Source organism: Psychrobacter sp. NG25, from assembly GCF_015234355.1.
Taxonomy (GTDB): domain Bacteria; phylum Pseudomonadota; class Gammaproteobacteria; order Pseudomonadales; family Moraxellaceae; genus Psychrobacter.
Window position 1 is genome coordinate 301,637 of record NZ_JADGMV010000001.1, and the last position, 18,884, is coordinate 320,520.

14 protein-coding genes are annotated in these 18,884 nt (G+C 42.2%); 6 read left to right on the top strand and 8 right to left on the bottom strand.

The features are described 5' to 3' along the window. Positions 1–586: 586 nt before the first annotated feature. Positions 587–1,081 carry a pyridoxamine 5'-phosphate oxidase family protein gene (locus IPZ60_RS01235; protein ID WP_194196066.1) on the top strand — a complete coding sequence of 165 codons (495 nt, stop codon included), beginning with the start codon at positions 587–589 and terminating at the stop codon, positions 1,079–1,081. Positions 1,082–1,296: 215 nt separating this feature from the next. Here IPZ60_RS01235 and IPZ60_RS01240 read toward each other — a convergent pair whose 3' ends face one another. The 5 genes from IPZ60_RS01240 to acs form a co-directional block, all read right to left on the bottom strand. After that, positions 1,297–2,070, bottom strand: a complete 774-nt coding sequence (locus tag IPZ60_RS01240) for a hypothetical protein (protein WP_194196067.1) — start codon at positions 2,068–2,070, stop codon at positions 1,297–1,299. 215 nt (positions 2,071–2,285) lie between these two features. Next, complete coding sequence (gene pgsA, locus IPZ60_RS01245) at positions 2,286–2,966, bottom strand: CDP-diacylglycerol--glycerol-3-phosphate 3-phosphatidyltransferase (protein ID WP_110922213.1); 681 nt, start codon at positions 2,964–2,966, stop codon at positions 2,286–2,288. A gap of 691 nt (positions 2,967–3,657) precedes the next feature. Beyond that, positions 3,658–3,903 carry a hypothetical protein gene (locus IPZ60_RS01250; RefSeq protein ID WP_320108705.1) on the bottom strand — a complete coding sequence of 82 codons (246 nt, stop codon included), beginning with the start codon at positions 3,901–3,903 and terminating at the stop codon, positions 3,658–3,660. Positions 3,904–4,177: 274 nt separating this feature from the next. Beyond that, positions 4,178–5,359, bottom strand: coding sequence for an NAD(P)/FAD-dependent oxidoreductase (locus IPZ60_RS01255; RefSeq protein WP_194196069.1), 1,182 nt, complete (start codon positions 5,357–5,359; stop codon positions 4,178–4,180). Positions 5,360–5,572: 213 nt separating this feature from the next. Next, on the bottom strand, positions 5,573–7,534 hold the full coding sequence (gene acs, locus IPZ60_RS01260; RefSeq protein WP_194196070.1) for an acetate--CoA ligase: 1,962 nt from the start codon (positions 7,532–7,534) through the stop codon (positions 5,573–5,575). Between the two features lie 490 nt (positions 7,535–8,024). Here acs and IPZ60_RS01265 point away from each other — a divergent pair, with 490 nt between their 5' ends. Together IPZ60_RS01265 and IPZ60_RS01270 are read left to right on the top strand one after the other, a co-directional pair. Next, the gene (locus tag IPZ60_RS01265) at positions 8,025–9,326 is read left to right on the top strand and encodes an NAD(P)/FAD-dependent oxidoreductase (RefSeq protein WP_194196071.1); all 1,302 of its coding nucleotides are present in this window, start codon (positions 8,025–8,027) and stop codon (positions 9,324–9,326) included. Positions 9,327–9,595: 269 nt separating this feature from the next. Further along, on the top strand, positions 9,596–10,579 hold the full coding sequence (locus IPZ60_RS01270) for a pirin family protein (protein WP_194196072.1): 984 nt from the start codon (positions 9,596–9,598) through the stop codon (positions 10,577–10,579). A 206-nt stretch (positions 10,580–10,785) separates the two neighbouring features. Here the strand turns inward: IPZ60_RS01270 and IPZ60_RS01275 are convergent, their stop codons facing one another. After that, positions 10,786–11,889, bottom strand: coding sequence for an alkene reductase (locus IPZ60_RS01275; RefSeq protein WP_194196073.1), 1,104 nt, complete (start codon positions 11,887–11,889; stop codon positions 10,786–10,788). Positions 11,890–12,334: 445 nt separating this feature from the next. On the opposite strand from IPZ60_RS01275, the gene IPZ60_RS01280 reads away from it, so the two are divergent. Together IPZ60_RS01280 and IPZ60_RS01285 are read left to right on the top strand one after the other, a co-directional pair. Further along, a complete protein-coding gene (locus IPZ60_RS01280) occupies positions 12,335–13,726 on the top strand; it encodes a hypothetical protein (protein WP_194196074.1) in 1,392 nt (463 codons plus the stop codon). 88 nt (positions 13,727–13,814) lie between these two features. Next, complete coding sequence (locus IPZ60_RS01285; protein ID WP_194196075.1) at positions 13,815–14,966, top strand: hypothetical protein; 1,152 nt, start codon at positions 13,815–13,817, stop codon at positions 14,964–14,966. A gap of 32 nt (positions 14,967–14,998) precedes the next feature. Here the strand turns inward: IPZ60_RS01285 and IPZ60_RS01290 are convergent, their stop codons facing one another. Then, a complete protein-coding gene (locus IPZ60_RS01290; protein WP_194196076.1) occupies positions 14,999–15,895 on the bottom strand; it encodes a DMT family transporter in 897 nt (298 codons plus the stop codon). Positions 15,896–16,077: 182 nt separating this feature from the next. Next, positions 16,078–17,304 (bottom strand): tryptophan synthase subunit beta, encoded by a 1,227-nt coding sequence (trpB, locus tag IPZ60_RS01295; RefSeq protein ID WP_194196077.1) that lies wholly within the window; start codon positions 17,302–17,304, stop codon positions 16,078–16,080. Between the two features lie 362 nt (positions 17,305–17,666). Between trpB and IPZ60_RS01300 the strand changes: the two genes are divergently transcribed. After that, positions 17,667–18,671 (top strand): lipoate--protein ligase, encoded by a 1,005-nt coding sequence (locus tag IPZ60_RS01300; RefSeq protein WP_194196078.1) that lies wholly within the window; start codon positions 17,667–17,669, stop codon positions 18,669–18,671. The last annotated feature ends 213 nt before the right edge of the window (positions 18,672–18,884 follow it).

The window sequence follows — 18,884 nt, forward strand, 5'->3', positions numbered from 1 at the left end:
TAATAAGCAGGTCTAAACCAAGATAAATTGCCGAAAAGCGCATTTATTGAACTCGCAAACGGTTAGCAAATAATTGCCTTGTTCTTCCCTTTGACCTTCTCTCTGAGCTATTTTCTGGGCTTCTATCTGCGACATCATATTGCATACCGTTTTTTTAGAGCAGAAAGCTTGAGCGCATACAGCCGACTCAATTTAAAAGCAGTACAAGGCAATTGAGTGTAGATGTATAGTGGATTCAGTTTAAAAGAGATACAAGGCAACCGAGTGCAGATGTATATGTGATACTTCAAGCGAGGTTAACGCTGTAGCTCTTTTATAAAGGATTAACTATACATTGAATACCTCAAGCGAAGTTAACGCAGTAACACTTTCATAGTGAAATGAGTATAACGTCACAATTTTTACTTAACCCTTATACTCCTTACAAACTTTCACATCGTATTACTGGCAACCTATATAAATAGACTACTGGTTGTCGGTATTCTAAATACGAACTATCAAAAAGCCAAAAATTAATAAATAGAAACCTACCTAACAAAAACTTCATAACTATTAATCAAATACTATAAAGAAAAGGAAATTTACTATGAGTAGACAAGACCATATCGATAAAGTGCAAGAACTGGTAAAAGACATCAAATTTGCCATGATGACCACACGCACTCATGAAGACCATCTACATGCCTGCCCAATGACAACCAGCGAAACTAGTATCGGTGCAAAAGAAATTTGGTTCATCGGCGATAAGACCACTGAAACGGTCATAGATATCGAAAGAAATCCGCAAGTCAACTTGGCCTACGTCAGTCAAGATGCTAAGAATTATGTCTCTATCAATGGTAAGGCAGAATTGGTCGAAGACCAAGAAAAGCTCGATGAGCTATGGTCACCGATCTACAATGCATTTTATGAGCAAGGTAAAGAGGATCCAAATATACAATTAATTAAAGTCGTACCACATGGTGCAGAATACTGGCTAAGCGGTAGCTCAGTGGTTAACATGTTTAAGATGACCACCGCTGCGGTAATGGATGGTAAGAAAGCGACAAACTTAGGTGAAAACAACTCAGTCACGCTGTAATACCAATCCCAAAAAATACGATTAGCGGTGTCAAACTTGTTTAGTCTATAATGTGTAGTACTTGCACTCGTTTTCCTTGCTACTCTAACTTTTGTAAATGGTATAAGTTGGCTAAATCATAAATAGAAAAAACAAAAACGCTAGTGGCTAATGCGACTGGCGTTTTTTATGTTTGGTAGTTTGTCTCTTATTTCACAGTAAAATAAAAGTTATAATTATTGTGGCGGTTTTGCATAGCCATTGTCTGCTGGATAGGCTTGTGGCTGTTGAGGCTTTGGCTTAGTAGGATCATACAGCTCATAAATAGCCGTCCCAATTACACCCGTATTACTGATAGAGCCTGACTGAGTATTGGCAGCATAAGCATCATCTGGCTTACTAAATATAAAAGAAGCAACCGAACTCTGACTCTTACGGAAGCCCTCAATTACCAAATCGTCATTTGGCTCTAATACATAGCCACTGTCATAGCGACTGGCAGCACTGCCATCCAGTACATTTAGACCATCGACACTGGCAACGATTTCATAAGTGTTGGCACTGTTGTTATGATATACCAAACGATAGGCCTGACCCGCCTGACCTTGAAGGTAGTAGTTGCCAGCATTACGATAGAGCGATAATTTTCCAGCATCGGTTGCCGCCGAAAACTCCACCTTACCAGCCAGTAATGACATGCTATTTACAGCACGGCCAGTATAGGATTTGTCTGCATAACGAACCTGCATTTGCTCAATAGGCTCAGGATTGGTACGGCGCAAATCAACAGTAGTGACCTCTGAGTTAACATCATCGCCCCATTTGGTACCTAAGCGTTCTGATTCAGCAGCATCCTGAATAGAACGTTCTGCAACAGAGTCTGTTTGAATGGATTTTTCTTGCTGAATAGTTGAAGTGGACTGCTCTTGCATATTTGAGCCTGAAGAGCACCCTGTCAATAATGCCAATAGTAATACGGCAGCGCCCGACTTTTTCTGATGTGATGTCATGCCTATTTCCTTATTTGAATGACCTCTCGTCATACTTCGGCCAATTTTCTTATGTTTTGTTTACTAATTTTGAGTATATATCAACAGTATGTACAATCAAAGAGTAAAATAAATCGATCGCCCCATAAGCGAACACTAGATAACAAAAAACGCCAGTGGCTAATGCGACTGGCGTTTTTATCTAAATTTTATGCTACTACAATCAATAATATGGCTTAACCACTCTGCTTGAGATATGGCCAAGCGGCTCTTAGATAAATCATCATCGACCATAGGGTTAGAACAACAGCTGCTACCATCAACACATAGCCAATGGTTTCAAGTGACTCCCAATTGAGCAATAGCACGGTAATCGCCACCATCTGGAATGTTGTCTTAAGCTTACCCACATAAGACACAGCCACACTGGTACTTTTACCCAACTCTGCCATCCACTCACGCAATGCAGATACCGCGATTTCACGCGAGATAATCACGATGGCAGCGATCGCCATTATGATATTGGGATGCCATTGTACTAAGATGATAAGCGCTACCGCGACCATCAGTTTATCAGCGACGGGATCCAAGAATCGCCCAAAAGCTGACATCACATTGAGCTTACGCGCAAAATAGCCATCTAACCAATCGGTAATCGCAGCGATAATAAAAACGCCCGTCAATAATAAATGACGTACTAAGCTATCGCTAAACTCGCTCATGCCTACTCGCGCAATCACATTGTCTGAGATGGCTGGCATGCCGATACCCATGGAAGGTGGCCAATAAGCAATGGCGACAAATAGCGGGATCATTAATATTCGCGCAATCGTCAGATTATTGGGCAAGTTAAAAATACTCTTGGTATTTTGCGTACTTGATGGCTCCTGCGTATGCAAATGCGTATTTTCAGTCATGGCAAACCCAGTTTCATATAGACATAATAATGGCAGATAGCTTAGCATTTTTCAGGCAGGTCGTCATGCCATCTCTTTAGCTACTCAGTTACTAATTATATTAAAATCCATCCTTAATCGTCATATAACTACGAATTATTAACACTATTTATTAGTAATGCGCATAAAATCACAAAAGCATCTACCTTTATTCGACATCATATCAGCAGTATGGTTTATCCCATACCTCCTCCGAATGTCCTTTTAAACGTAATATCATGTAACCAAAACAGCCAAACAGTGACTGTTTACGCTATGATAGCCATTCCAATAAAACACTTGTACACTTAAATAAATAAGCAACTACACCTACCTATTGATTTACCTGCTATTCCTTTAATCTTAGAGATAGATAGTAGAAGTTTTATAATAACAACAACGTCCAATCACTGCCCTTGTAGTGATTATAATTATTACTACACGATCAGTTTTCCTCAGCCCACAGCTCCTCCTTTGTGGGCTCTTTTTTGTCCACATTTATTCATTAATAGAAATTTTTACTATTTATATCCATACAGTGCCCTTTTATAACCATCTGAGCATTTTGGTTATAAAATTCCTATCAGAATCTTTTCTGCCCTAAATTAAAAAACCCACTTAATGGTGGGTTCTTAATACAGGTTATAAACCTGTTGAGCTGATACAGCATACATTACGATATTTCGAATTTCACATCACTTAACGTCATTGGCAACACTTTGATTGGCACAGCACATAACCATGCCATACCTGCCGTACAGTAGAATTTTTCATTGTCACAAGACACAATTCTCGCTGTAAAATCATTCTCGATTTGATCTCTCATAGCATCTTCATCGCTATTATCATCTACCGCACACCATATATCCTGACAACCATTTTCGAGCATCACGCGGGTTAAATCACTTCCTATCAGCACTTTATTCACCTCTAGCTTTATACCATTCCATATATTACCATAGGTAAATATATCTGTTTATTAGAGGTTTTAATAGCATTATTTTTAATTTAAGGATTAATTTTAATATACATAATTTTAGTAATGCAACACTCATCAATCTCTTATGACGTTACCCGTCCCGTCATGAGGTGGTCTATTAGTTCTATCGAATGCGTTTAGATCATTTAAATGCATATTTAATATCTTGAATATGCCGATAGACCTCACTGGTCAATGAGCAACTCCTTCACTCTTATATTACTTTACGAAGATTATAAATAGCCTCAATCGTCTGTTGTGCCATTTGATAACAGCTTTCAATATTACCCTGTGTACACCAGTCACCACTGACAATCCACTGATACGTCTCATCGACTAAAATACCTGACGCATCTTTATCGTTGTTGTCATTAACCACCGTTGCCGCATAACGCCAGCGATGACTGTCTATTTGGCTAGGTGCGCTTTCCTCATTCCAGTTTAATGCTTGCTGTGCGGCTTGTAGCAATTGTGCTTGGACGATCTCGATATCATCATCGACATGCTGCTCTGACCAATGATTGCTGGCATGAATGGTAACACTGGGTAGCAGATCATCATGAGCAGGCTTTTGATGCTCGATGAATATTCTATCGAGAATAGAATTGTTCAGATAAGCAACATCCCATTGCTGTGCTGCTAGATTACTTAGCGTTTTCGGTAATGCGGCAATATCACGCCACCCCAACATCAACGTATAACAAGCCTGCATCTGTGGCTCAGTAATTTTTGATTGCGCAGCAAAGTTGCTATCTGCCATCAGCTCGGCTGCCTGACCATTAGGTGCAGTACAAATCACCCAGTCAAAGTAACCGAGACTAGCACCAGTATCGTCAAATAATTCTGTTTTTTTATCGACCTTTTCTGCTAGAGAGCTGTCATATTGAGCCAGCGGTGCAACGCGGGTTTTAAATTTTATCGTGGTGTGCTGCAATTCATCAGCCAATTCACGTCCCCAGCTGGTCATTTTGGGGGTACTGATATAGCGTGCTTGCGTGATGTTCCATTGCTCTTTGCTTTGGAGATCGGATGACTCAATGCTATCGTTTGCTGGTGTTAGATTGACCACTTGTGCACACCATGGTTGCAATAAACCCGACTCTAGCCAAGGCGCAATGAAATGTTGAAAGCTAGCTGTTTTAGCCGTAAAAAACTGTGCCCCAAATGCCCATTGCCAGTTCTTACCAGTTTGACTGTCGGTACGATAACGAGTGGCTAAACGTCCAACACTGCGAGACTTTTCAAAAATAGTAATGTTAGGTATTAAGGTTTTGTCTTTACCTTGGCTAAAAGCACGCTCCAATAATGTGGCGGTAAACAGCCCAGTCAAACCACCGCCGATGACAGCGATTTTAGGTGAAGTGGTCTCAGTCGGATTTAAAGAATGATGAGTCATAATGACAGAAAGCCTTATAAAGTAAGTGTTCAGAAAATAGTATTTATAAAAATAACAGTTTGTTGTTAGTCGATGCACGGCTAAATAGCATTGAGCTTTTAAATAGCATTGAACCTTTAAAATCTATTCATATCAATATCGTCTACGTAAAAAAGCCATGCTATTTCTATAACATGGCTTCTTTTTAATTGCCTAACGAGGATATAGCTGTGACTATTCTTCACGCTCAGCTTTGACTACCTCAACCAACTGATTAATTACAGAACTGTCTGCAAGGGTGGATAAGTCACCTAAACCGACATACTGTCCTGCCGCTAGATTACGCAAGATACGGCGCATGATTTTACCCGAACGCGTTTTTGGTAACACATTGACGATATGAATCGTATCCAAATTGGCAATGGGGCCAATCTCAGAGCGCACGTGTCGATTCAATTCAGCCTTCAGTGACTCTGTCTCTTTCTCACCTGACTTTAGAATAATAAAGGCGCAAATACCCGTGCCTCGAATCTCATGTGGCATACCGACAATCGCAGCCTCAGCCGTGGCAGGATGTGCGACCACGGCGCTTTCAATCTCGGCTGTGCCTAGACGATGCCCTGAAACATTGAGCACATCATCGACACGCCCCGTAATCCAGTAATGTCCGTCCTCGTCACGCTGCGCACCATCACCGGTGAAATAATAGCCTGGATAATCGCTAAAGTAGGTCTCTAAAAAACGCTCATGGTCATTATAAATGGTACGCATTTGTCCCGGCCAGCTACTATTAATCAGCAAGTTACCTTCAGCAGAGCCTTCTAATATAGTGTCATCCCTATCGACGATTTCTGGTTTTATACCGTATAGAGGGTTCATCGCTGCACCCGGTTTGAGTGCGTCCGCCCCTGGTATCGGCGCCATTAAGATACCGCCAGTCTCCGTCTGCCACCACGTATCAACGATTGGACATTTGCTATCACCGACGACATGATAGTACCAGTCCCATGCTTCTGGATTGATCGGCTCCCCAACGGTTCCGAGCAAGCGCAAGCTAGAACGATTAGACTCACGGACAAAGGCATCTCCCTCCTTCATCATCGCTCGAATCGCTGTCGGCGCGGTATATAAGATCGTCACATTGTGTTTATCAATGATATGGCCGATACGTGCCCATGTTGGATATTCTGGTACACCCTCGAACATCACTGTCGTTGTGCCATTGGCGAGCGGTGCATAAGTTAAGTAAGTATGACCTGTAATCCATCCTACATCAGCTGTACACCAGTAGACATCGTCATCTTTGATATCGAAAACATCTCGAAACGTAGAGAGCGCATAAGTGATATAGCCACCAGTCGTATGCAACACACCTTTAGGCTTACCAGTCGAGCCAGATGTGTAGAGTAAAAATAGCGGATCTTCGGCATTCATCACTTCAGGCTCACAATACTGCGACTCACCATCTACTAAGCTATGGTACCAAAGGTCGCGGCGACCACTCATCGGTACGGAGTTGCCCGTACGATGGACGACAATGACGTTGGTCACGCTATCAGTGCCATCCATATCGAGTGCACGGTCGACATTCGCCTTGAGCGGTGTACGTTTGTTACCACGCAAACCTTCATCAGCAGTGATAACCAGTTTTGAGCGACTGTCTATCAAACGATTACCCAAGCTCTCAGCAGAGAATCCACCGAAGACCACTGAATGCACGGCACCGATACGCGTACATGCCAGCATGGCCACCATCGCTTCCGGTATCATCGGCATATATAAGGTGACGCGATCGCCTTTTTTGACTCCAAGCTTACGCATTGCGTTACCCAGTCGGCAGACCGATTCGTGCAACTCTTTAAAGGAAATGATTTTATGTAAGGAAGGATGATCACCTTCCCAAATAATCGCTGGCTTGTAAGGGTTGTTTTGTAGGTGTCGGTCTAGGCAATTGACAGAAATGTTCAGCTCGCCATCTTCAAACCACTTGATTCGAAAATCCTCTAAATCATAATTAACGTCGCTGATTTTGGTGGGTTTTTTTATCCAATCAATCAGCTCTGCACGCTTCGCCCAAAAGGCATCATGAGATTCAGGGGATTCGATAGACTGCTGATAGTCGGTGCGATATTGTTCAGCTGTCGTATTGGCAGCAGCGATGAACTCGGCTGCAAGGGGAAATGATTTCTGAGTCATAATAGTCATCCTTTTTAATTATTATGACCTGTACCAATCGTCAATAATGACCGTCTGTACAGGTAATAAGAGCCATCTTCCATAATGCGTGACACGTAAGGTTAGTTTGACAAATAAGCCGGATGGTTGCAAGGCATCGACTGCCATTCATAACAATATCACTGTACAGCTGTATAATTGGTCATACATGATAAAATTTATGGACAGGGCAATAAGCTATTTAATCCTTGTAACCTTAAATAAAATATGGACAATAGCTACTCTAAAGCGAACGCTAAGAGCGACTGACTCTTTTAAAGCACAATTTTTAAAGCACGATTTTATTAAATATAAGCAATCGGCTTTATTTTTACTATTTTATATCTATAGTCAATTCACCCTATGATCGATACAAGAAAACTGAGTGCCCACGATATCGTTAGATAGTGAGCGAAGTTGATACCTGTAGCGATTTTATAGTGTACAGACCCTATCATTTTATGAGACCACAATGAGCAATCAACGCAATACATCACAATACGCCCACTACGATGTCATTATTATCGGTGCTGGCGCGTCAGGGTTATACTGTGCGCTCACTGCGGGTCGCCGTGGTCGCCGCGTACTGGTATTAGACCATGCCAATAAAGCAGGCAAAAAAATCCTCATGTCAGGCGGTGGCCGCTGCAACTTTACCAATTACTTCGTCGAGCCTGAGCATTTCCTTGGTGCCAACCAGCATTTTTGTAAATCAGCCCTCAGCCGTTATCCCAGTTGGGAGTTTATCGGTATGGTTGAGGCGCATAAAATTCCTTACCATGAGCGTGAGCACGGTCAGCTGTTTTGTGATGACTCTGCACAAGATATCTTGAGCATGCTCCTTGATGAGTGTGCAGCAGCAGGCGTCCAAGTCAAACTGAATGCTCAAATTGAAAGCGTTCAAACTGTCGAAAACGACAAAAATGCTCGTTTTCAATTGCTAACAACCAAGCAACTCAGCAAGAAAGAAAAGCAAGAAAGAAAAGATACCGCCAATCAAACCAAGCTGCCACAAACAGGCTATAGCTGTGAGTCATTGGTCGTCGCTACTGGCGGACTATCTATCCCCACCATGGGTGCTAGTGGCTTGGGCTACGAGGTGGCACAGCAGTTTGGGCATACACTCATACCGACTGATGCTAGTCTCGTGCCTTTTACATTCACTGATAAAACAGGTGAGCTGATTCGAGCATTGTCAGGTATTAGCTTGCCAGTTATTGCTAGCAACGAGCGTATCTCCTTTAAATTACCGCTGCTGTTCACTCATCGTGGACTGTCCGGTCCTTCTATGCTGCAACTATCTAACTATTGGCATACAGGTGAAACCATCAGTATTAACCTGCTACCAGAGACAGATACGACAGCGCTCTTATTGGCTCATAAAAAATCACATCCCAAGCAGCTGATTCGCACGGTGTTGGCGGACTTTACCGACAATGCATTACCAAAAAAGCTACTGACCGCGCTACAGACTCACCTGTGGGAAGATATAAAAGATACCGAGCTTGCTAATATTAAAGATGAGCGTTTGGCAGAGCTTGGTGCGAGTCTAAATGGTTGGCAACTTAAGCCATCTGGTACCGAGGGCTATCGTACCGCTGAAGTCACGCGCGGCGGTGTCAAAACAGACGAAGTATCCTCAAAGACTATGCAGAGTAACTTGCAAGATGGTCTGTATTTCATCGGTGAGGTGCTCGATGTCACAGGCTGGCTTGGTGGTTATAATTTCCAATGGGCGTGGGCAAGCGGTTTCGTCAGTGGCGAGATTGTCTAACGATTCATTTTTTAACAACTCATCTGTTTGTCTATTAGTCGGTTTAACAATCAGTTGTGTTCAATATTTTTTATCATGCATTAGAGCGTGTTTTTAAAACCTACTGAACACGCAAGCATTATTGCGACTTTATTTTTTATTCTACTTAAGTTTCCTTTTAACTCAATAAAGGTTCAATAACTGCTAGAATAGAAATAGGTAATAATTCTCTCGCTTGGTATCACTGCTCCACCAGTAGTAAAAATATATTTCGTCTTACGAGGTAATACATGCGTCCGATTGAGAACGTTCATGTTAAAAAAGCACCGTATTGGGTGGGTGATGGCTTTTATGTAAAAACCTTAATTAACCACCTCGATGACAATGCCGATTTTAACTATACGCATACCGACCCGTTTTTGTTATTCGATTATGGCGTGCCCACCGTTTTTGAGCCAAACCCTGACTATAAGTCACAGCCACATGGTATTGGAGAACATCCACATAAAGGTTTTGAGACGGTCACCATCGCCTATTCGGGCGAAATCAGCCATGCAGACTCGACCGGTGGGTGCGGTGATATCCTAGAAGGTGATGTGCAGTGGATGACCGCAGGACGCGGCATTATGCATGAGGAGTTCCATTCAGCAGCGTTTGGGCAGCGTGGTGGCGTCTTTAGTATGGTACAAATGTGGGTCAATCTACCGAGCGCAGACAAACTAACCCATCCAAAATACCAAAGCATCAAACGGGCGGAGATACCTCTCGTTGACTTGATAGATAACAGCGACGATAGTGATGTTAATAATCAAACCACTATTGGCAAAGCCGCTATCATCGCTGGCGAATGGCAAGGAGTAACAGGTTCAGCCAGTACTTTTACGCCCATTAATGTTTGGAATATCGAGCTCCATGCCTCTGGTTCAACGACGCTGCAAATACCCAATACGCACAATACGCTGCTGCTAGTGCAAGAAGGCGAACTACGGGTAAATGATATGCCTGTGAGCGCAGGCAGTCTGATTCAGTTTGAGGCACCCACGCAACATCGTGCTGATATGCAAGATGAGCAAGCACCTGATACTGATACCATTGAGCTGCACTGCTCTATTACCATCTCTGAAGAACCGACACCAAACCCTATCAAACTTTTGCTACTCAGTGGTGAGCCTATTGGTGAGCCAGTGGCAGGTTATGGGCCTTTTGTCATGAACACGCAAGAAGAGCTGCGCCAAACGTTTCGAGATTATCAAACGGGTAATTTTATTAAATAGCTCAAGTAGCCGAAATTCATTTATCACGATGCACAAAAAAAGCCACCAAACGATAATTGTCTGGTGGCTTTCGATTGTCAGTTATATAGAACTAACTATAGTCAAAGAACTCTAAAATGGGTACAAGGCAGCCGACTGCAGATTGTACAAGTAGTACATCTAAGGAGGGTAACGCCGTAGCCGTTTAGTAGTTCACCGACTATATATTACGCTTGGTTTAAAAACGGATAGTCGGTGTAACCTTCAGCACCGCCACCATAAAAGCTATCAGGATGCTGCTCATTTAGCGCAGCACCTTCACGAATACGCTCGGCCAAATCAGGGTTGGCAATATAATCGCGACCAAAGGCAACGGCATCGATGTAGCCAGCTTTAACATTTTTCTCTGCTTTTTCGGCAGTATAACCACCAGCAGCGATAATCAAGTTATCAAAAGCAGCGCGGACACGTTGACGGAATCCATCGCTATAAGGCGTACCACCAGCCCAATCAGGCTCTGATAGATGCAAATACATGATGCCGCGTTTGTTAATCTGCTCGATTAGCCAGATATTTTCATCTTCGTTATAGCCAGCTTCTACATTATTAAATGTTCCAAGCGGTGAGATACGGATACTAACGTGATCAGCATCCCAAGCATCCACACAGGCGTCGATGACATCTAGTGTTAGGCGCGCACGGTTCTCACGGCTACCGCCGTATTCGTCAGTACGCTGGTTGGTTTGCTCAACCCAGAACTGATGCAATAGATAACCATGAGCACCATGAATCTCAACCCCATCAAAACCTGCTTCTTTAGCATTTTTGGTCGCTTGCGCAAAATCAGCGATGACTTGCTTGATTTCATCAAGTGTGGCTGGGCGTGGCGTAGTCGCTTCAACACGAATGGCTTGGTTGTTGCTATCACGCAACGAGGTACGTATACCGACATGGACATCAGAGGCAGAGATTGGTGCTTTGCCATCCGGCTGTACGCTCTCATGCGAGACTAGACCGGTATGCCATAGCTGTACCACAATCTTGCCACCTTTAGCATGGACATTATCAACGATGGCTTTCCATGCGGTGATTTGGTCTTGGGTGTGAACGCCAGGTGCACCTGCATAGCCTTTTGCTTGAAAAGAAACCTGCGTCGCTTCAGTAATCACAAGCCCTGAGCTAGCACGCTGTGAATAGTACTCGCTAGCAAGTACAGTCGGTACGTCACCCGGCTCAACTGAACGCAGGCGCGTCAACGGTGCCATAATGATACGGTTTTTTAGCGTTTGCGTGCCCATTTTTACGGGTTCAAATAAATTATCGTGTGCCATGTTATGCCTTATTATGTTTGTCGTTATAAATTGGTGTTCTTTATTATGAGGTTCATTACTACTAATTAAAGTGCTCGACTATTCATTAGAGTTCTCAACTATTAGTTAAAGTGCTCGCAAATAACTGGCTTAGAACTGTGAAAAATTGCGAGCTATTGAATCAATAGTAATGGGTCAATAGAATATATTATTGCCTATTCGCTAAGCAAAGATGCATATTGAACGACCGTTATCTTTATAGGGAGTGTCCGTTATTATTCAAGTAAACTTTACAAACAGAAACACTGCTTTATATTTATTTAATAAAGGACAATACCTACTATCTCGACAGCCTATTAAAGGGTAAAATCACCACAGGCAAACAATAGTTCTATTATTTGTCTATGAGAACTTATTTTAAACTATAAATATTTATATTTTACGGCATGTTAAGAGGATGTAGTCTGTGCAAAAGAATCAAGTGTCATTCATCATAGTTGCAAGCTTACTGCTTGTTATCACTGTTACTGTCACTGCATGCCAGCCAACCTCGAATATCCCATCAGATCAAACACAAGCTGTTGAGGAGTCAAACATACCAACTGTCGTAGAGAAACCTGAGCCTAGTAAAAAGAGCTTAGGCGTAGATGCGAAAACTTGTGTACAGCTGAATCAGACAATGCAAACAGTGGATGGTACTAGCAAAATTGAAAATATTTACGCCATTCAAAAGCAACTCGATGCTTGCTTACCGACGGCCAGCAATGCTGAAGTAATGGCATTATTGAGCAGTTATGAGTCAATGTATAAACAGTTTTTAGTAGGTGATATTGATATAGACGATGAAAACTTTAACAGCATTGTCTATGACTTATATTATGAAGAAAGTGCAACATCAAAGCAGCTAGCAACCCTAAGCCCACGTGCACAATACTTGATTGGGCTAATACAAAGTGGTGGCGATGTGAGATTCCGTGACTTGGGAGAAGGTCTATTTTCATTTGATCATGACATGCTAGCGATGGTAAACATATTTATACCTTATCTACAAAAAGACCAAGCAGCATTTATCCAACGTATGGCACAGGACAATCAAGAGAGTTTTTGGATGGATGCATCGGTGACTACTACTTTTCAGGAGTTGGTCGAACGTGCAACATTTTGGGAAAATTATATACAGCAATATCCAAATGGCTATGCTGTGCAAGATGCCAAGATTTTATTGAACTTATATCGCTATGTGCTTTTCTATGGCGCAGACAATACACAATGGACAGATGACGCTATACATCGGTTTATGGAACCTAATTATAAAAAAATCATGCTTGATTTAGCCAGACGTCCCAACAGTATATTAGCCAAAAATGCTCAGCTTTTTCTTGGCTTCTTAGCGTTACCCGATAGCGAACGACAGACTAAATATCCTGTACCCAGCACAGATGAAGATGGTTATGAAATACATGATTGGTCCAAAGTGCGTTACCAATTACACCAAGTATTACAAATACCCTCTCCTTGGGATGTGCGGCATGATAGAGATTGCCTAAATGGTATTTCTTGCACTGACCAGATAGACCTTGATAGCCTAGACGTCTCATCAGATTTCGCTTATGCCTGCCCTTCTGCTATGCAGGGAGCGATGCAGCTTGAAGGCGACTTGCAAGTTTGGGAACTCGACACTGAATCTATCGAGCAAGCGTCAAGCTGCAAACCTTCAAATCTAAAAGCGTATTCGCAGTTTGAATGCAACCTCAGCCTTGATTGGCACCAGAACCCAAATATTGATATTTATAGCGACAGAGAGGCATACAAAAACGTTTATGAGAATTTAGAAGATTGTGAGCTTGCCCTAAAATAAAATACAAGATGGCTGTTTTATTAGGGTCTGTTAGACTGTTGGGACATGCCCTACTCACTCTTTCCTGCTACAGGTATAGAAATAAAAAATGAAGTCGTTATCACTTATCCAAAACAAAAAATTACCGCTCATTATAGGTTCAAGCTTAGTGTTTGCCCTTACCGCTTGCCAGCCTCCCTCAGATAAAGCGACCTCATCAGAAGCACAATCAACGACCATCCAAAGCACACAGCCTGTCGCAGAAGCGAAGACGCCAAAAGAACTCACTAAAGCATTGGTGGAGCTATCGGAAGAAACATTAAAAGAGCGGCTGATTTGTAGCAAGCTTAATGACACGATAAATGAAATCGACAATAAAAATGAAATCGAAGACATTCATGCGGTTCAGCACCAGTTAACCGCTTGCTTACCAGTGGCCAATAACGCTGAGATACTGGAGTGGTTAGCAGAATATCAGGCGATGTATACCCGTTTTCTGAGCGTTGATAGTGATATAGATAACAGCGCATTTTATGACTTGATGAGTAGTATTGAACAAGGTAAAAAGGTTTCAGTGACACAATTAAAAGCAGTGAACCCTCATGTTCGATATTTGGTTAGTTTAATCATGAGTAGGTCTGACGTCAGTGTGCGCTATTTGGGCGAAGGTGATTATGAGTTTCATCACGACCTAACGGCTATGGCAGATACATTCAGCCCCTATCTACCAGAGGATCAAGCGGCCTTCGTCCAGCGAATGGCTCAAGACAATCAAGGAATATTTTGGTTTGATGCAGCGATAGCTTTTTCTTTTGAGGAGTTGGTAGAGCGTACCGTCTTCTGGGAAGATTTCATGCACCATTATCCACAGAGTATCTTTTATAACGATGCTAACGTATTGTTTAATAGTTATCGTTATCTACTGTTTTTTGGGTCAGAGAACACCCAGTGGACAGATGAGGAAATGCGCGAATTCTATGACTTAGATAACGAACAACTGATGGTGCAGCTGACTCAACGCTCTGATAGTAAACTGGCTAAAAATGTGCAAAACTTTTTAATATTTATGGATCAATCCGATACCGAACGTCTTAAGCGATACCCTATACCTGACAAAGATGAAAACGGTCGTGAAATAGATGAGCGAAACATCACACCCTATCAATTGCATAAAGCATTAGACCTATCGTCGCCATGGACCGACACTCAAAATAGAAATTGTTTGAATGGCATTATTTGTGTGGATGACAATGCCCAATAAAGTCAAAACACCCACATTATTACATGCATAGTTTACGACTTTATCATCCTAGTAACAGATAACTCTAAAGACAAATACGTCCCAAACAATATCACCACCGAACCGATAATGGCAGGTGTATCCAGTGCTTCACCCAGTAATAAATAGCCCAAAATAATCGCAAAAATTGGAATCACTAGCGTAATGCTCGTCGCTCTCATAGGGCCGATACTTTTGATTAATTGATTCATAAAAATCAGCGCAATGGCAGTAGAAAACACACCAATACAGATAACAGAAGCCCAAGCCTGGGCACTGATACTCTTGCCATAAGGGAACTCATATATTGCAACCGGCAGCATAATCACACTGGCAATAATGAGTGACCCTGCGGTAATCGCCACTGGAGAGACATCATTCAAGTAATTCCTAGTAATGTTCGCCCCTAGCGCATAACCAACACAGGCCAATAACCCATAACCCATCGGCAACAGACTCGAACCCGACGTCGCATTCTGCCCACCAAACAAACTCTCACTCATCAAAATTACCACACCGATAACACCAATGATTAGGCCAAGAATTTGCTTTTTTGACAGCCTATCTTTAAAGAACGTACTGGCGATAAATCCACTTAGCATCGGTACAGAAGCATTGAGCACTGCCAACACACCAGCGTTTACAGATTGGGCTGAAAAAGAAAACAGCATAAATGGCACTGCAGCGGAGAATAATCCAACAAGCGCCAACACTTTCCAATTTTCGCGGATGCCCTCTCTGTTTTTCTTGCTAATTAATACAAAAATCAGCATGACCAACCCAGCAAATATGACCCGTAAACTGGCAAAGGTCAACGAGCCAAACTCCGGCACGCCCACGCGATAAAATATAAAAGACAGCGACCACATAAAAGACAGCGTGATGAAAATAATGAGGTCGCGGTTAGTCATGGAACAATCCTATCAAACATGGAACGGCTGTTCTCTATTTATAAGAAATGGTCATTTATGATAAATGTACCGTTATAAAAGGTCTCAGTCGTAAAAAGGTTATATCGTAAAAAAATACCACGATGATAACTTTTTAATCGCTTAAAAGGGATTATTTTTCTATACTCATCACTCACTTTTGTTTATAAATTTACCTTATCTAAAATGAAGTCGATATCTTTATCACCGCGACCTGATAAATTAACCAAAATGGTCTCATCCGCTGACATAGTCTTAGCAATTTTCATCGCATAGGCAATAGCATGTGCAGACTCCAAAGCTGGAATGATACCTTCAAGCCGAGACAATGCCATAAATGCCTCTAGGCACTCTGCATCTGTGGCTGACTCATAAGTCGCTAATTTGAGATCTCGTAAATGTGAGTGCTGTGGGCCAACACCAGGATAGTCTAAACCAGATGCAATCGAATGCACGGGGGCTGGCTCACCTTTCTCATCGAGCAATACATAGCATTTAAAACCATGAATTTCACCTTTGACCCCTAACGACATGGTCGCTGCATGATTAGGCGTATCCAAACCCTCTCCTGCTGGTTCTACGCCTATTTTTTCTACACCTGCATCATCAAAAAACCCACTGAACATACCGATAGCATTGGAACCACCACCGATACAAGCAACCACTTTATTAGGCAACTGACCTGTCGTTGCTATGAATTGCGCACGTGCCTCATGCCCGACAACGGACTGAAAATAGCTCACCATTTCTGGATATGGTGCAGGCCCTAATGCTGAGCCAATGGCAAACATACTGGTATCAAGCTCATTTAGATACGTTTCAAAAGCGCTATCCACTGCTTCCTTTAACGTCCCTGCCCCGCGTGATACAGGAACGATATTGGCTCCTAAAATTCTCATACGGCTGACATTGGGATGCTCCTTTTCAATATCGACGACACCCATATGAATCTCGCACTCCAGACCCATCAGCGCAGCCGCTGTTGCTAGTGCTACACCGTGTTGCCCCGCACCAGTTTCAGCAATGACTTTGGTTTTGCCTAATTTCTTGGCTAATAATACCTCACCCAAACAGTGATTGATCTTATGCGCGCCCGTGTGATTGAGGTCTTCGCGCTTAAAATAAATCTGTGCCCCGCCGCAATGTTTGCTTAAGCGCTGCGCATGATAAATAGGACTTGGACGACCCACATATGTCTCACGCAGGCGCTTCATCTCAGTGATAAAGTCATCATCTTTGATAATCTCACGAAAGCCTATTTCGATTTCCGCCATGGCTTTGGCAAGCTCAGGATGTCCAATTTTGCCACCAAACTCCCCATATAAACCATCGTCGTTGGGCAGGATTGATTGATGTAATCCGTAACCAGCTGCTGTATGTTCTGTTTTCATATTTGAACCTTGTTATGTTTAATCACTTATTGATGAGTTTTTAATTATAGAGTTATTGTATTTACGTTCTAGTACATTGAAACATATTCTAGATGATGTTTTATTGAAGATCAAGCCTGTGAATACAACTAAACGCAAACAGCCATGCCAGTCATTGCTGTATCAACAAATATTTATTTTCTGATATATGGTAGAGCCTATAGATGGAGTATTAATTTTTAGCAATACTGGCTTTAATTAGCAATCTTATCTACTACACAGCCATTGAATTAAAGATTCGCATCGGTAAAAATGACAGTAGCTATTTATAAAAGCCAATTTATAAAACCTAATAAATAATCTTCTACTCAAAAGGATGAATAATGAAACTGCGTATCTTAAAATCTGCCGTGACCAACCCTTGGTTTAACCTTGCAACCGAGGATTGGATATTCAATACCCTCAATCCCGACTCGCACACGCTATTCTTATGGCGTAATTCTGAGACCGTGGTCATCGGACGCTCGCAGAATCCGTGGGTAGAATGCAAAATCGACAAAATGGAAGCCGATGATGTATTTTTGGCGCGGCGTCAGAGTGGCGGCGGTGCAGTGTTTCATGATTTGGGCAATACCAACTTTACCTTTTTATCTCCTAAAAACGACTATGACCAAGCAGCGAACTTTACCATCATCATCAATGCGCTGAAAAAATTAGGCATAGATGCAGACTTATCTGGACGCAATGATATGCAAGTGGGTGATAAGAAAATTTCAGGTAGCGCCTTTAAACATGCAGCGGATCGAAGCTTTCATCACGGGACATTACTCGTCAATGCCAATATGCAAAAGCTGGGCGATTATCTCAATCCGCATCCACTTAAGCTAAAAGCCAAAGGTATAAAATCCGTGCGTGCTCGTGTGGCTAACTTGGTTGAGTTTAATAAAGACATCAATCATGACACGCTGTCTGATGCGATTATTGAGGCGTTTTGTGAATATTACGGCGACACTGCACCAATAGAAGCGTTAGATGAAGCCAGTCTATCTAAGCAGCCTAGTTTGAATAAATACTATCAGCAAATGGCGGATTGGGATTGGCGTTTTGGCAAGACTCCTGAGTTTACCCATCATATCGAGACACGCTTTGATTGGGGCATTATCGATTTGCACCTTGATGTAAAACAAGCAGTGATTCGTGAAGTCGTTATCTTCTCTGATGCGCTAAATGTTGAGTTGATTGATCTGTTAAAGGAGACTCTGACTGATAGCAAATACAATCGCAATGACGTAAAAACTAAGCTCGATGAACTAGGCACAGCGCATCCTGATGTAGCAACGCAAATTAATGACGTGTCTGAGTGGTTGATTGGTGAGATGGAAGGTTAGATTTTTGCTCGTTTTTCATGCTGGACAAAATATTCAAACCTTTAGCAAAGTCAATCGTTCAAACGCTTCTATACTGTGCGCAGACCAAGCTTGCTATATGCATTACATTTCCTGATGAACTTAAGTTTGATATTAAATGCTTTAGCCATCTATAATGTCATGCAAATAATAGATTCGCTATAAGAGTCTAAACTTTGGTCATTCAAGCAAGGT

Coding starts and splice junctions, on each gene's coding strand:
- trpB (WP_194196077.1), bottom strand. CDS start 17,304: ATGAAAACAGAACATACAGCAGCTGGTTACGGATTACATCAATCAATC.
- IPZ60_RS01300 (WP_194196078.1), top strand. CDS start 17,667: ATGAAACTGCGTATCTTAAAATCTGCCGTGACCAACCCTTGGTTTAAC.
- IPZ60_RS01285 (WP_194196075.1), top strand. CDS start 13,815: ATGAAGTCGTTATCACTTATCCAAAACAAAAAATTACCGCTCATTATA.
- IPZ60_RS01265 (WP_194196071.1), top strand. CDS start 8,025: ATGAGCAATCAACGCAATACATCACAATACGCCCACTACGATGTCATT.
- IPZ60_RS01235 (WP_194196066.1), top strand. CDS start 587: ATGAGTAGACAAGACCATATCGATAAAGTGCAAGAACTGGTAAAAGAC.
- IPZ60_RS01270 (WP_194196072.1), top strand. CDS start 9,596: ATGCGTCCGATTGAGAACGTTCATGTTAAAAAAGCACCGTATTGGGTG.
- acs (WP_194196070.1), bottom strand. CDS start 7,534: ATGACTCAGAAATCATTTCCCCTTGCAGCCGAGTTCATCGCTGCTGCC.
- pgsA (WP_110922213.1), bottom strand. CDS start 2,966: ATGACTGAAAATACGCATTTGCATACGCAGGAGCCATCAAGTACGCAA.
- IPZ60_RS01255 (WP_194196069.1), bottom strand. CDS start 5,359: ATGACTCATCATTCTTTAAATCCGACTGAGACCACTTCACCTAAAATC.
- IPZ60_RS01275 (WP_194196073.1), bottom strand. CDS start 11,889: ATGGCACACGATAATTTATTTGAACCCGTAAAAATGGGCACGCAAACG.
- IPZ60_RS01240 (WP_194196067.1), bottom strand. CDS start 2,070: ATGACATCACATCAGAAAAAGTCGGGCGCTGCCGTATTACTATTGGCA.
- IPZ60_RS01290 (WP_194196076.1), bottom strand. CDS start 15,895: ATGACTAACCGCGACCTCATTATTTTCATCACGCTGTCTTTTATGTGG.